Origin of the sequence: Actinoplanes sp. KI2 (assembly GCF_025630775.1) — a bacterium.
GTDB lineage: Bacteria > Actinomycetota > Actinomycetes > Mycobacteriales > Micromonosporaceae > Actinoplanes.
Map to the genome: position 1 here is coordinate 15557 of NZ_JAOSZE010000078.1, position 12479 is coordinate 28035.

Below are 12479 nucleotides of genomic sequence, written 5' to 3' on the forward strand. Positions count from 1 at the left end.
CCGGCGCCGCTCACCCTGCGTACCGGAGTTCGTCTCCAATGCGTCTCGGCGAATGCGCCGCGCCATCCGGCTACGGCCGGTTGCGTTAACGTTAACAACGTCATACGGATATTACGGGAGCGCTCCCACGCATTCAAGATGATAACTTTGTCACCGTGTCATCTCACGTCATAACAGTTTTTCAGTGACAACTATCAATTGGTATCCGCCGACCATTCGGAGGGATGAGACGGATACGCGTGACAGCACTGCGGGTGCCGAGAATGTCATCCGTGCCCGGTCGGCACGCGCGAGCCGGACCCGATCGCCGTGCAGTTGACGCTGCAAGACCATGACCTGGTGGCGTAGGGCGAGGATCTCGGCGTCTTTGTCGCGGTCGCTCATCGGCAACAGCCGCAACAGAGCGAGCGCACTGGTCACGCCGAGGTACGCCAGCCGAAGCAACACAGCAAGTCATCCTCGCCCAGCGCCGTCGAGGCCTGGCCGCCGCAATCCGCGCCGGGCCCCGCCCACGAGCCGGCCGCCAGTCCGGCCGTGACCAGCGCGGATGAGGTTCTCGGCACCCGCAGCGTTGTTCTCCATGGCGAGGGCCCGGACCGCCTGTGGCGCGAAGATGCGGAGTTCCTGGGATGTCACCAGCGACGTGATCCGGTCGAGGTCGATGTGGTCGTCGTGTTCGTGGGTGACAAGAATGTCAGTGACGCCTTCGTAGGCTCGCGGTTCGGTTCAGATGCCGGGGTCGATCAGCAGACGGCGGTCCCCGTCCTCGAGGCGTACGCAGGCGTGGGTGAACTTGATCAGCCGCATGCGCTCACCACACTTATCCGTTCGGGTGCAGCCCGTCGGCCGCGTCGAGGCGGTGCCGGCCGAGCTGCGCGCGCCGCGTCAACACAGCGCGGCGGCCGCGGGCGTGAGGCGGTCCCACCCGCAACACCATCGCCGTCCAGCGCAGCTCGTTGCCGAGTCCGGTGGAGTCGGTCATCGCTGCAGCTCCTCCAACTCGACTGCGACGCGACCAGCGGCGGAAGCGGATGACCGCCCGTGGCGGGTGTCCGGCTCAGCGACCGAGAGGGGCTCAATGCGGCAGCAGTAGGGACAGCAGACGATCGGGAACCGGTAGCCGCCGGGCCGCGAGGACAGCCATGCCGGCACCGATCGCATTCAATAGCACGTCGTCAACCGACGAGACGCGTCCGAGCGCCAGGACGTACTGCAGTGTTTCCACCGCGATCGACATGCCCATGGCGGCGGCGACCCCGTAGGCGAACCGCACCTGCCACCCCATGCCCAGACCAAACCCGACCGCCGCGAACACCAGCAGATTGCCTACGATCTGGAAGAACGCCGTCAGCGGACGGTCGGCGAGGATCTCCACAACGTCCCGCAGCGGCACCAGCCGAACCTTTCGGGGCGCGTCGAGCGGGGTGAGAACCAGTACTAGCCACGGCAGCGTCCAGACCACCATGACCGTCGTGGCCACGGCCCGCCGAACCGCCGGCCCCGCCGAGACGCCGCGCTGCCGCCAATAGGCCACGAGGTGACGCCTGCCAACCAGACCAGCCAGGACGAGAGCCGCCGCTGTCGCGACGACTGGAAGCCAACGAAGGTACCCACCCGGGATCATCGTGGACCACCGTAGTGCGGCCGGACATCAGCCCAAGCCGACGAAGTGTGTAGGTCCCGTGCACGCGATCACCTTGGCGGCCTCCTCCACGAAGACGGCCATGCTGCCTGACCTGCGTGGACAGGATTTCGGCACCCGCAGCTACGCCTGCGGTGCGGTAGCGGGTGACGTCATGGGCCGGTCAGTGACTCCACGTGCCCGAAGCCGAAATAATAGACGGCGTGGCCGCCGTTGCCGGCCATCAGCCGGCCGACAGCGATCCGGTCGGGATACGACGCCGGCACGACAACCATCGACTCGCCCTTGCGCAGGCCTTCGTCGTAGAGCTTGATGATCTCGGCGTGGTAGCCCCAGCTTTCGAAGAACTTGAGGACTCGGTGCCCGATCCCATGCGGCTCGGGGTCGAGAATGCGAAGGCCGTCGGCTCCGTGCAGGATGCCGACGAGGTCTGTCGCGATGCCCAGCCCGGGCAAGGCGGCCATGATCGGCACGCAGTGCCGGCCGCCTGGGACGAGCCCGGCGACCGCCGCCACCGGGCGAAGCCCGAATATCTTGACGTTTTCCGTGGGCCCTGTCATGGTGCGCCGAGTCCGATCTTCAGGCGACGGGCCTCCGCCGGCGTCCGATGGCACCACGTCGGCCCGGGTGAGCTGCTGGCCCGCCGCGGCCAGTCTGGCAGAACCCACGCGAATCGTCATCGGACAAACTCCGCACGCTGGTCCATGATGGCCGGCTTCGGCCGCCCGCCGCGGGTGGGAACGCCTGTCCGAGCGTAGCCTCAGAAACCACCCATTCCCCGCGACATTTCTATCAACGAGACAAATGACCGAGGGGGCAGTTCCCGTGAAAGCGATCGTGGTGACGGACCAGGCCGCCGGAAGGGCCGGGATGACGCTGACGGAGCGGCCCGAGCCGCCGGCAGCGATAAACGACGTCATCGTCGAGGTTCATGCGTCGGGATTCGTCCCGACCGAGATGGACTGGCCCTCGACGTGGACCGATCGTCGCGACCGTGACCGAACACCGTCGATCCCCGGGCACGAACTGGCCGGGGTGGTCAGTGCCCTCGGCTACGGCACGACGGGGCTGTCGGTGGGACAGCGGGTCTTCGGCCTCACGGACTGGCATCGCGACGGCACGCTGGCGGAGTACGTGGCCGTCGAGGCGCGCAATCTCGCGCCGCTGCCCGGCGACGTCGACTTCACGGTGGGCGCGAGCCTGCCGATCTCGGGGCTGACCGCGTGGCAGGGACTGTTCCAGCACGGCCGCTTACAGGCGGGGCAGAGCGTGCTCGTGCACGGCGCCGCCGGCGCGGTCGGGTCCATGGTGACGCAACTCGCGCGGGAGTTCGGTGCGTACGTCATCGGCACCGGACGCCACGCCGACCGTCAGAAGACGCTCGATTTCGGCGCGCAGGAGTTCGTCGACCTGGAGAACGACACCCTGGACGACGTCGGCGGCGTCGACCTGGTCTTCGACGTCATCGGCGCAGACATCCAGAAGCGGTCCGCAGGTCTGGTCCGGGCCGGCGGAACGGTGGTGACCATCGTCGGCCCGCCCGTGGCGCGACCTGCGAACGGCTGGGCGGTCGACTTCGTCGTCGAGGCCGACCGTGCCCAACTGAACGAGATCGTCGCGCGCGTCCGCGACGGCCGGCTGCGGACGAACATCGGCACCGTCGCGACACTCGACGATGCCGTCGCCGCCCTCAATCCGACCGAGCGAAGCAAGGGAAAGACAATCATCCGCGTACGTCCGTAAGACTCTCGCCGACAGCGACCCCGCCGGCCCGAGATCAGCCGGCCCGGGCGAGCCCCGGCGCAGCAGGCCCGATCCCCGATCCACGGTGAGCAGGCCGGCGAGTCCTCGGCCGAGGAGGCCGGACGATTGTGCCAGGCCGCTCCATAACGGCGATCTGCTCGTCCCACCGAGGTCCGATGCGGACGAGCCCTTCGGCGGCCAGGATCACCAGTGCGTCGCGGGCCGGCTGCCGACCGGCCCCGAACCTCTCTGCGGCCTCACCTGGCGGATTCGTTCGCCGGGGGCGATCTCGCCGTCGAGGATGGTCTGGCGCAGGCGGGCGGATCCGACGGCGCTTGCCGCGACGCTGCGGCTCCTGAGCGCAGGGCCCGGCGGGCGGTGGAGTCAGGGCACGACGAGGTTTAGGTCGGCGTCGTTGTCGCTGGCGGTGCCCGCGGCCACGGTTCCCGGCCCGCACGCGGCCGCGGGCAGCGTCTCGGCCACGGCTGCAGGTGGGGCGATAGCGCAGAGCACCGGCCGATAGGGAACGCCCGCGGGCCAGGTGTCCGGCACGACGGCGGTCACGTCGACGGCGATCGCGGCGAGGCCGGGGCTCAACGGGCCCCGGTACCGGCAGCTCACCTGCGGGCCGGGCTGCGTGATGCAGTCCAGCAGGATGTGCCGGTCCGGCACTGACAGAATGCGGCTGCCTGGTGGCAGGTAGAGCACGACGGTGGCACCCGGTGGCGCCTGGTTGACCGCGCCGGCGCCGCTGTCGCTGACCCAGGCGCGCAGCGTCAGGGCCGCGCCGCGTCGTACGGTGCCGCCGGCAAGTGCCAGGTGGCCTTGCAGGTTGTAGGCGGTGCTGCCGCCGAGCGCGGCGTCGACGTTGTGCCCGACCGGATCGACCTCGTCCGGGGAACGCCGCTTGTCGTGCACGCCGGTCGGGCACATCGTGGCCGGTACCGGATTACAGAAGGCCGAATCGGCGTCGCCGGGCTGGTCGAGGTGGGTGACGGCGAACAGCCAACCGCGGCCCTGCGGCTCCGCCACCGTGCACGTGCCCGGGTCGATCGCATCGATGCGGCAGCCCGGCGTGCCGGGCCCGGCCACCGTACGGCCGTCTACCGCGATCAGGGCCGCCCCGCCGGGCACCAGTGTGCCCGCCAGGGCCACGTTCACGGTCCGGCTGTCGCACGAGTACGCCGAACTGGTCATGCCGGTCACCGCCGGGGACGTCCCCGCACCGACCAACTGCAGGCCGGTCAGGCAGTCGCCGGCGGGGACGCTGAGCACGGCTTGGATGCCCGACAGCGGGGTCGTGCCTTGGTTGTAGACCTGCGCGGCCAGCCGGAAGGTGTCTCCGGCACGGCAGATGTGCAGACCGCCCCCGGCACACTCGCTCTCCGTCCAGGACAGCCGCGCTGCCACGTCGACCGGGTTCGCCGGCACGGCACCGCCGGAGAGCGGCGGCAGCAACCCCGGCCCGGGCCAGTCCGGCAGCAGCCCGACATCAACCCCGGTCGCGCTGCTCGCCCCGGTCAGCGGGTAGCCGATGAACTGGTTGTCGACCGCGAAGTCGTTGTCGCGGCCCGGCCCGCGCGGGCAGGTGATCGCCGACGCGCGGCCGGCGGCGGGGCACTGCGACCGCAGCCAGCCCGTCTCCACCACCAACGCCCCGAAGGCCGGCAGCCCGCTCACGCTGTAGCCGCCGTCCCCGCCGGTCGTCGTGACCACCCGCCCGCTGCCGTGCCGGATCCGCAGACCCGGCACACCCGGCTCACCCGGGTCCCGTACGCCGTTGTCGTTGCGGTCGTAGAAGACCACACCGCTGAGGCTCAGCGTGGCAGCCCGGGCGACGCCCGGATCCGCGGCGAGCACCAGCAGCACAACAGCCAGAGCCACGCAGGACCGGTACGCTCGCCCCTGTCTCATGATCAGTGCAACGAGCCGTCCGCACGACAGTCACTACGCAGCGAAGCCCGTACGGCAGACCACCGGAGTGCTAGGTGCGCGGTACGTCCCGACGGCGGAACGCGATGAAGCCGACCAGCACGAATGCGCCTGCGACGATGGCAAGCGCGGCCAGTCTGTCGGCCTGGGCTGTTCCGAGCGGAGGGTTCCCCACCAGCGTTGTGGGGGAGAGGTGGAGCATCCACCCGGCGAGCTTGAGGCCGGGGCCGAGGAAGGCGATGAAGGCTGCCGCGGCGTACGCCGCCCAGGCGAACCCGAAGCCGCGCGGCCACCGGCCGAACAACGCCAACGCGAGACCGCCGAACACCAACTCCGCCGGCAAATAGTCGAGCCCGGCCACCATGACCGCGCGAGTGTCGTCGGTGCTGCCGACCGACCACGCCGTCGACAACGCCAGAACCGACGACGACCCGGCGACGATGAGCAGTAGCCCCGTCCCGATGACGGCGCCGTGGGCGGCCAGCCAGCGGAGCCGGGACAGCGTGCCGGAGACTCGGGTCTCCAACCGGCCGTCGGCCTCCTCGGCGCGCAGGGTGCCGACCGCCTGGATGACATACCCGGCGGCGAGGACGGCAAGGTAGAGCTGGGTCGCGGCGATCAAGCCGTCCAGCGGCCGGTCGCCTTCGACCCCGATGGCCTGGCTCAGCGCCGGGTTGCCGGCCATGGCGTCCAGAAACTGCCGGGCCAGCGAGCCCATCAGCGCGGTGAGCACGATCCCGCCGGACAACCAGCCGGCAGCCGCCGGAAGGTGGATCCAGGCTGCCAACCCGATCGGCTGTCGCCGGAGCTGGCCGGCTCCGGCCGGGCCCGAGCCGCCGCGCAGCACGGAGCTGCCGACGTCGCGGCGGGCGGCCAGCCAGACGGCCGCGCCTGCCGTGGCGAGGCCGGTAACGGCCGGGATGGCGGGCACCCACCACCGCTGGTCCCCGAACGGTGCGGTCTTCTCGGTCCACCCCAGTGGAGAGAGCCAGGTCAGCCAGCTGTTGGTCGTGTCGCCGACGCCGCGCAGGACGTACGCCCCGGCGAGCGTGATCAGACTCCAGGTGTAGACGCCACGGGCGTGCAGCACGAGCTGCGCCAGCAGGGCGGCAATCCCGGCAAACACGAAAGCCAGCGCGCCGAGCGACGCGCCGTAGAGCATGGCGCCGGACACCGGAACACCGGAGATCGTCAAACCGGCGGCGAACAGGACGGACGTGGCCGATATCGCTGCGGTGGCGACGGTGAGGGCCGCCAGTGCCGGCTGGTGCCGGGCGATCCGGCCGCCGAGGATCGTCTCGAGCCGGCCGGACTCTTCTTCACGGCGCGTCGAGCCGGCGACCAGCCCGATGCCCAGTAGCGGGAGCAGGAACGAGGCCAGGAAGCCGAACTCGTCCTGGATCACTCCGCCCAGGCTGTCGATACCCTCGACGTGGCCGTTGATGGCGGCCAGCGCGCTGCCCGACGTGACCGCCGCGGCGTAGGTGTGGATCTTGGCTGGAGTGTTGTAGAGGCCGGCGACGGCCGCGGCTGTTGCGACCAGGCTTGCGGCGAGGGCGATGACCCAGAGCAGGATGCCGCGGCGGCGGGTGCGCCAGACGATCTCGACCATGGTGCTCATCGCGCTGCCTCGGCCGGGGCTTCGCCGGTCTCATGAGTGTCGAGGGGCTCGCCGTAGGTGCGCAGGAAGAGCGCGTCGAGGCTGGGCGGGGTGACGGTCAGGGTCCGGATGCGGGCGGTGTGCAACCTGCCGATCATGGCGTCGAGGTGGTCGGCGTCGACGGTGAACCTGGCGTCGACGTTGCCGTCCAGCGGTGCGCTGAGGTAGTCGGCTACGCCGTCGGCGCCGGCCAGCCCTTGGGGTTCGGCGGCGGTGACCGCGTGCACTGTGGTTCGGGTGTGCCGGCGCAGGTCGGCGAGGCTGCCGGTGGTGACGGTGCGGCCCCGGCGGATGATGCTGACCCGGTCGGCCAGCGCTTCGACCTCGCCGAGGAGGTGGCTGGAGAGCAGCACGGTGACGCCGTCCTCCCGTCGTTCGCGCAGGCACTGCTGGAAGGCCTGCTCCATCAGCGGGTCCAGCCCGGACGTGGGCTCGTCGAGGATGAGCAGGGCCGCCTCGGCGGCCAGCGCGGCAACCAGGGCGACCTTTTGGCGGTTGCCTTTGGAGTAGTCGCGGATCCGCTTCGTCGGGTCGAGTTCGAAGCGTTCGATCAGCTGTTCGCGGCGCTTTTCGTTGACGCCGCCGTGCGTCGCCCCGAGCACGTCTAGGCACTGGCCTCCGGTCAGGCCCGGCCACAGTGCGACGTCCCCGGCGACGTAGGCCAGACGTCCGTGGAGCCTGGCCGCCTGCCGCCAGGGGTCGGCGCCGAACAAGTCGACGCGGCCACCGGTGGCCCGGACCAGCCCGAGCAGGATACGGATGGTGGTGGACTTGCCCGCGCCGTTCGGGCCGAGGAAACCATGCACCTCGCCCGGGCGCACGGTGAGGTCCAAGCCGTCGAGGGCGCGGACCCGCCCGAACGTTTTGGTGAGGTTCCGGATCTGGATCACGGGCTGACTCACGTGGACTCCTGTCCGGGCGCGGTCAGGAACGCGCCCTTCGTGTAGACGGCGGTGGCCTCCGCGGCCCAGCGGGTGATGCCCTCGGGAGTGAGTGGGTCGACCCCGATCGCGGCGGCGACCTGATTGCGCAGCAGAACCAGCGCGAGATCGTTGACCAGAAGGAACGCCGCCCGGACGGCCGGGTCCTCAGCGGGTCGAGCGGCGCCGATTTCGGTCATGGCCTCGAGCAGCCGGACGGTGAGGGCGTACCAGCGGCCGAACAACGCCGCCGCGGCAGGGTCGTTGACGAGCAGCAGACGGCGCAGATACGCCGGCAGCGGGGAGCCGTGCGGGAAGGCGCGCGCGAACATCTCGGCGATCGACGCCCCGCTGTCCCCGGTGAGCATCTCGGCCAGATCCCGTTCGTCCATCGAGAAGAGCCCGTCGAACGCCTTCGCCGCGTAGTTGTCCACGGCGGCGCGCAGCCCTTCCTTGCTGCCGAAGTGATGCACCACCAACGCCGGCGACACGCCCGCTGCCGCGGCGATCTCCCGCACCGTGACGGCATCGTGCCCACGCTCGGCGAACAGGCGCAGCGCCGCGTTGCGGATGTTCGCCTTGGCGGTGAGATCACCCTCGTCATCGACTGAACTCATGTTCAACACGCTAAACGTACGTACAGTCGAAATCAAGGATGATGCACCATTGCACCTACTGCCTCCGGGCCTCTTCGTGTGACAGGCGATCTCTATCGGAAACTAGATGTAGAGGTGAACCTTTAGGGGGAAGGGTTCGTACTGCCTGTCGATGGGATTTCGCCCACGTGGAGGTTAGATGTCACCGTTCGTTCGGCGTGCTGTCGCCGTCACGGTCGCCGTGGTCGCTGCTCTTGCCGTGTCGCCGGCGTCGGCGCGGGCCGGGGGAGCGGGCCAGGTGAACGCGGCGGACTTGACGCTGCTCATCGGTCTGCGGCAGGCCGCGCTCTGGGAGATACCGGCGGCGAAGGCGGCCGCCGAGCGGGGGTCGACGGCGAAGGTCCGGCAGGCCGGCCAGAAGCTCGCCGCCGAACAGGCCCAGCTCGATCAACAGACCTCGTACGTGATCCTACGGCTCGGTGCAACCGTCCGCCCCACGCTGACCACCCAGCAGCAGGACCTGCTCGATCGGTTGCAGTCGGCCACGGGCAGCCAGTTCGACCGGCTGTTCGTCAACTCGCTGCGCAACGGCTACGGCTTCCTCTACACGATCATCGGCGAGGTTCGGTCCTCGACTCGGGTCGGCCCCATTCGCCAGTTGGGTGACCAGGCCAACGTCGCTTTCCTCAGCTACCTGCAGACCCTCGAGAACACCGGGCTGGTGCAGGACCAGAGCCTGGCGCCGGCCGCGATCCCACCGGCTCAGGACCTGTCCACGCTGGGCATGGCGAAGGCCAACGCCGGCATCACTTCGCCGATCTCGCCCGCGGTGCTGTGGCTGCTGGCGGTCATTGCGTCCGGCATCGCTGGGCTTGCCGGCCTACGAATCGTTCGCCACCGGCGGATCACTGCCGACCCGCGCTTCGCCGTCCGGCGAGGCCAGGAAGACACGCGGAGGTACTGATGTCGCTCTTGGTCCGCCGGACGGCCGCGCTGGCCGTCACCGTGATCGCCGCCCTGGTGGTGTTGTCGGCGCGGGCCGATGCCGACCCGCCGTCGACGCAGTTGAATGTGGCCGACCTGACGTTGCTCAACGGCGTACGGCAGGCCGGTCTGTGGGAGATCCCGGCCGGGCAGATGGCCGCCCAGAAGGGGTCGACGCCGCGGGTCCGGCAGGTCGGTCAAATGATCGCCGACCAGCACGTGCAACTGGATCAATTGACCGTCGACGCGGCCAACCAGCTGGGCGCGACGCTGCCGGCCACCCCGACCGCCCAGCAGCAGGGCTTCCTGACCCAGTTGCAGGCGGCCAAGGGCATCCAGTTCGACCAGATGTTCGTCACCTTCCTGCGCGGCACCCACGGCTTCATCTTCCCGGTCATCTCCGCAGTGCGGGCCGCCACGCACAACGAGATCGTGCGGAAGCTGGCCGCCCAGGCGAGCATCTTCGTCATGCATCACATGCAGATGCTCGAAAGCACCGGCCTCGTGCAGTACGCCAAGCTGCCGCCGGCCGCCATGTCCGCCGAGCAGGACCTGTACGCGAACGGAACCGCCCAGGCCGGCGTCGGCGCCGGCCCGCCGATCTCGCCGACCCTGGTGTGGCTGCTGGCCGGCGGCGCGGCCGGCATCATCGGGATCGCTGCCGTACGGGTCCTGTGGCGCGGTCGTGCGGCGCCCGACCCACGTGCCGGGGCGGTGCAAGGCTGAAAAAGCCGGTGGTCGGACCAGCCGTCGGACCGGCGGCTACCGTTTGCGGGTAGCGCTTGGCGCAGGAAGAACAACGGAACTGCTCGTGCGGAAAGCGACGGGGGACCGATGACCAGGTCGACGAGCACACACGCCCCCGGACTTTCCACGACACCACCACCGACGGCATTGTCGCCGGCCGAGGACGAGGTTGTCGGCGCCCTGATAGCTCTCAGCCGGGTCTTCGTGGCCGAGACGGCCCGCTCGCTCAGCACCCTCGACGAAGACGTCACGCTGCCACAGTTCCGCACCCTCGTGGTTCTGGTCTCCCGCGGCCCGCAGCGAGTCGTCGACCTCGCCCAGGAGCTGGCCGTCACCTCCTCGACGGCGGTCCGGATGTGCAACCGGCTGGTCCGCAAGGGCCTCGTCGTGCGTGCGGAGCGGCCCGACGACCGGCGCGTCGCGTGGATCACGCTGACCACGGCGGGCCGGCAGTTGGTGGGCGAGGCCACGCGCCGCCGCCGCGAACTGATCGCCGAGCTGATCGCCGGACTGTCTCTCACCCGCCCGCTGGTCTTCGCGTCGGTTCTCAACGCCATCGTCGAAGCGGCCGGCGAAGTGCCCGATGCCGAATGGTGGCAGCGGTGGCGAGACATGGAGGTCAGCCCGGCCTCAAACCCGCCACCCAGCGCCAGTGCCAGCGCGTAGTCGCCGATGAACTCCACCCCGATCGCTTCGCCGGCGATGGTGAGGCCGAGCAGGAAGATGGCGGTCTCGGCGACGATGTCGCCGAGCGTGCAGCCCGCGCCGCAGTGCATGACACCGATCGTCGTGGTGGCCCAGCGCGGTTTGGGTGGTAGGCCGCTGCCGTCGCGCTGCCAACCCCTGCTCTGGGGCCGGCCGAAGCGGACGTAAGCCCATAGCGCGAGCGGGCGATACAACGCGTTGATCGGCCAGACCGCCTCCATGATGCCCATCCGCTGACGGTGTCGTTCGCCGTAGATGTCGATAAGGATGATGGCCGCGCAGAGGCCCCCGAGCGCCAAGGACAGCCAGGCCAGCGCGGTCAGCCAGGTTGGCGCCATGGTCGCCCTTTCGTCGTGGCGTTTGTCACCTGCGACTACCCGGCCTGCGCTCGATCACTCCCGTCCGGCTCGCATAACGGATGGCCGCCGTTCCACCATTTCAGCTGATGATGCGCGGGAGACCGATGAATCGTCGTCCCGCAACGTGAGCGCTCGGTGGCCTGAAGGATTGATCGCTACGGCCGATGAAAAGATGTATGAGCGCACCTTAGTGTCGGGAAGTGGTTACACGGCAGCCTTGCAGATCCCGATGGTGCACGTCATCGCCATCGGTGACCGTCTACAAGGGAATCCAGCAGGCGCAGCGTCATGGCCGCCGCCCGGTCGTCGTCCCGTCCGGGCTCGGCCAGACAAGCAAGAACGGCGTCCAATGCGGCACCGAGTCGTGCGTCCAGCGCCGCCAAGCGCCAGGTTAGGTCCGGCCAGCCCGCTGACCAGACGAACGCTGGATCGTCACTCGCGGCCGTGATGATGGCCCGTACGGTCGGCTTGAGGCGAGTTACCAGCAGGCGCAGCTGACGACGGCCGTCGGCGCCGGTGCCGGCCGCCCAGTCGAGGCCGTCGTCGGCGAGAAGGCCCGGCAGCCGGGCCAGCCAGTCCGCCCCCGCCGCACGCAGCTGTCCTGCGTCGAGGACCACGGCGTCGCCGTATCCGCCGCCGTAAACCCAGCGGAAGGTTCGGGGCGGGAAACAGGGCCTGGGCGTTGCGGCGGCTGCGGACAGTTGCAGCGCCGCAGCCCCGCCGAGGTCGGACCCGCTCAGGGCGGCCCGGAGCGCGAGGTGATCGTCGACAGTCACCGGGTTTGTCACGAACAGACGTAGGTCGAGATCGGAGAAGCCGTGCAGCAGGTCGCCGGTGACGGCGCTGCCGTAGACCGCGGCGGCTTGAAGCCGGTCACCGAGCACGTCGGCGATGCGGCCGGCAATGATCCGTGCAGCGTCGACCGGCCGGACGGCGTCCCTCTCATCTCTCACCCGAGCGAGTATCCCCAGTCGTAGCCCGCAATCCCCCGGTCGACAGGGCCGAACCGGGATGTAACGGCTGGGGCATCGCGAACGTGATAGCCGAGTTGGTGGGTCACCGGCGATTCGGATTCCGCTTCGCTGGTCTGCTGGACCGGGTGGTGGTGCCGGTTTCGGTGGTCCGGCGGGAGACGTCACGGCTATGACGCGACGTAGCTGCTCACTAACGGCGTGTGGTGGTCCGGCGGCG

The 12479-nt window shown here is 69.7% G+C and carries 13 protein-coding genes and 1 pseudogene; 4 read left to right on the forward strand and 10 right to left on the reverse strand.

Annotation, left to right across the window (positions count from 1 at the left end; all coding sequences use genetic code 11):
- Positions 1–168: 168 nt before the first annotated feature.
- The 4 genes from ODJ79_RS44725 to ODJ79_RS44740 all read right to left on the reverse strand — a co-directional run bounded on the left by ODJ79_RS44725 (position 169) and on the right by ODJ79_RS44740 (position 2322).
- Positions 169–447 carry a hypothetical protein gene (locus tag ODJ79_RS44725; protein ID WP_263029834.1) on the reverse strand — a complete coding sequence of 93 codons (279 nt, stop codon included), beginning with the start codon at positions 445–447 and terminating at the stop codon, positions 169–171.
- Between the two features lie 373 nt (positions 448–820).
- On the reverse strand, positions 821–982 hold the full coding sequence (locus tag ODJ79_RS44730; RefSeq protein WP_263029835.1) for a hypothetical protein: 162 nt from the start codon (positions 980–982) through the stop codon (positions 821–823).
- A gap of 93 nt (positions 983–1075) precedes the next feature.
- Positions 1076–1480 carry a VanZ family protein gene (locus ODJ79_RS44735; RefSeq protein ID WP_263029836.1) on the reverse strand — a complete coding sequence of 135 codons (405 nt, stop codon included), beginning with the start codon at positions 1478–1480 and terminating at the stop codon, positions 1076–1078.
- Between the two features lie 314 nt (positions 1481–1794).
- The gene (locus ODJ79_RS44740) at positions 1795–2322 is read right to left on the reverse strand and encodes a hypothetical protein (RefSeq protein WP_263029837.1); all 528 of its coding nucleotides are present in this window, start codon (positions 2320–2322) and stop codon (positions 1795–1797) included.
- 145 nt (positions 2323–2467) lie between these two features.
- On the opposite strand from ODJ79_RS44740, the gene ODJ79_RS44745 reads away from it, so the two are divergent.
- Positions 2468–3385, forward strand: coding sequence for an NADP-dependent oxidoreductase (locus ODJ79_RS44745; RefSeq protein WP_263029838.1), 918 nt, complete (start codon positions 2468–2470; stop codon positions 3383–3385).
- A 384-nt stretch (positions 3386–3769) separates the two neighbouring features.
- Here the strand turns inward: ODJ79_RS44745 and ODJ79_RS44750 are convergent, their stop codons facing one another.
- The 4 genes from ODJ79_RS44750 to ODJ79_RS44765 all read right to left on the reverse strand — a co-directional run bounded on the left by ODJ79_RS44750 (position 3770) and on the right by ODJ79_RS44765 (position 8514).
- Positions 3770–5269: a hypothetical protein gene (locus ODJ79_RS44750; protein ID WP_263029839.1), complete on the reverse strand. Its 1500-nt coding sequence runs from the start codon at positions 5267–5269 to the stop codon at positions 3770–3772.
- Positions 5270–5369: 100 nt separating this feature from the next.
- Positions 5370–6938, reverse strand: a complete 1569-nt coding sequence (locus tag ODJ79_RS44755) for an ABC transporter permease (protein WP_263029840.1) — start codon at positions 6936–6938, stop codon at positions 5370–5372.
- The gene (locus ODJ79_RS44760; RefSeq protein WP_263029841.1) at positions 6935–7879 is read right to left on the reverse strand and encodes an ATP-binding cassette domain-containing protein; all 945 of its coding nucleotides are present in this window, start codon (positions 7877–7879) and stop codon (positions 6935–6937) included. Before ODJ79_RS44760 ends, ODJ79_RS44755 begins: the two co-directional genes overlap by 4 nt.
- Entirely contained in the window at positions 7876–8514 is a 639-nt protein-coding gene (locus ODJ79_RS44765) for a TetR/AcrR family transcriptional regulator (RefSeq protein WP_263029842.1), read from the reverse strand. Before ODJ79_RS44765 ends, ODJ79_RS44760 begins: the two co-directional genes overlap by 4 nt.
- Positions 8515–8692: 178 nt before the next feature.
- On the opposite strand from ODJ79_RS44765, the gene ODJ79_RS44770 reads away from it, so the two are divergent.
- The 3 genes from ODJ79_RS44770 to ODJ79_RS44780 all read left to right on the forward strand — a co-directional run bounded on the left by ODJ79_RS44770 (position 8693) and on the right by ODJ79_RS44780 (position 10890).
- Positions 8693–9457 (forward strand): DUF4142 domain-containing protein, encoded by a 765-nt coding sequence (locus tag ODJ79_RS44770; RefSeq protein ID WP_263029843.1) that lies wholly within the window; start codon positions 8693–8695, stop codon positions 9455–9457.
- Positions 9457–10203 (forward strand): DUF4142 domain-containing protein, encoded by a 747-nt coding sequence (locus tag ODJ79_RS44775; protein WP_263029844.1) that lies wholly within the window; start codon positions 9457–9459, stop codon positions 10201–10203. Before ODJ79_RS44770 ends, ODJ79_RS44775 begins: the two co-directional genes overlap by 1 nt.
- Before the next feature lie 108 nt (positions 10204–10311).
- Positions 10312–10890: a MarR family winged helix-turn-helix transcriptional regulator gene (locus tag ODJ79_RS44780; RefSeq protein ID WP_263029845.1), complete on the forward strand. Its 579-nt coding sequence runs from the start codon at positions 10312–10314 to the stop codon at positions 10888–10890.
- Between the two features lie 2 nt (positions 10891–10892).
- Here the strand turns inward: ODJ79_RS44780 and ODJ79_RS47390 are convergent.
- Together ODJ79_RS47390 and ODJ79_RS44785 are read right to left on the reverse strand one after the other, a co-directional pair.
- A pseudogene (locus tag ODJ79_RS47390) lies at positions 10893–11267 on the reverse strand (DUF4396 domain-containing protein); the annotation flags it as partial.
- 260 nt (positions 11268–11527) lie between these two features.
- The gene (locus tag ODJ79_RS44785; protein WP_263029846.1) at positions 11528–12241 is read right to left on the reverse strand and encodes a hypothetical protein; all 714 of its coding nucleotides are present in this window, start codon (positions 12239–12241) and stop codon (positions 11528–11530) included.
- Positions 12242–12479: the final 238 nt, after the last annotated feature.

Excerpts from the sequence above, each read along its gene's own strand:
- ODJ79_RS44780 (WP_263029845.1), top strand. The coding sequence starts at position 10,312 with ATGACCAGGTCGACGAGCACACACGCCCCCGGACTTTCCACGACACCA.
- ODJ79_RS44730 (WP_263029835.1), bottom strand. The coding sequence starts at position 982 with ATGACCGACTCCACCGGACTCGGCAACGAGCTGCGCTGGACGGCGATG.
- ODJ79_RS44775 (WP_263029844.1), top strand. The coding sequence starts at position 9,457 with ATGTCGCTCTTGGTCCGCCGGACGGCCGCGCTGGCCGTCACCGTGATC.
- ODJ79_RS44740 (WP_263029837.1), bottom strand. The coding sequence starts at position 2,322 with ATGACGATTCGCGTGGGTTCTGCCAGACTGGCCGCGGCGGGCCAGCAG.
- ODJ79_RS44755 (WP_263029840.1), bottom strand. The coding sequence starts at position 6,938 with ATGAGCACCATGGTCGAGATCGTCTGGCGCACCCGCCGCCGCGGCATC.
- ODJ79_RS44770 (WP_263029843.1), top strand. The coding sequence starts at position 8,693 with ATGTCACCGTTCGTTCGGCGTGCTGTCGCCGTCACGGTCGCCGTGGTC.
- ODJ79_RS44765 (WP_263029842.1), bottom strand. The coding sequence starts at position 8,514 with ATGAGTTCAGTCGATGACGAGGGTGATCTCACCGCCAAGGCGAACATC.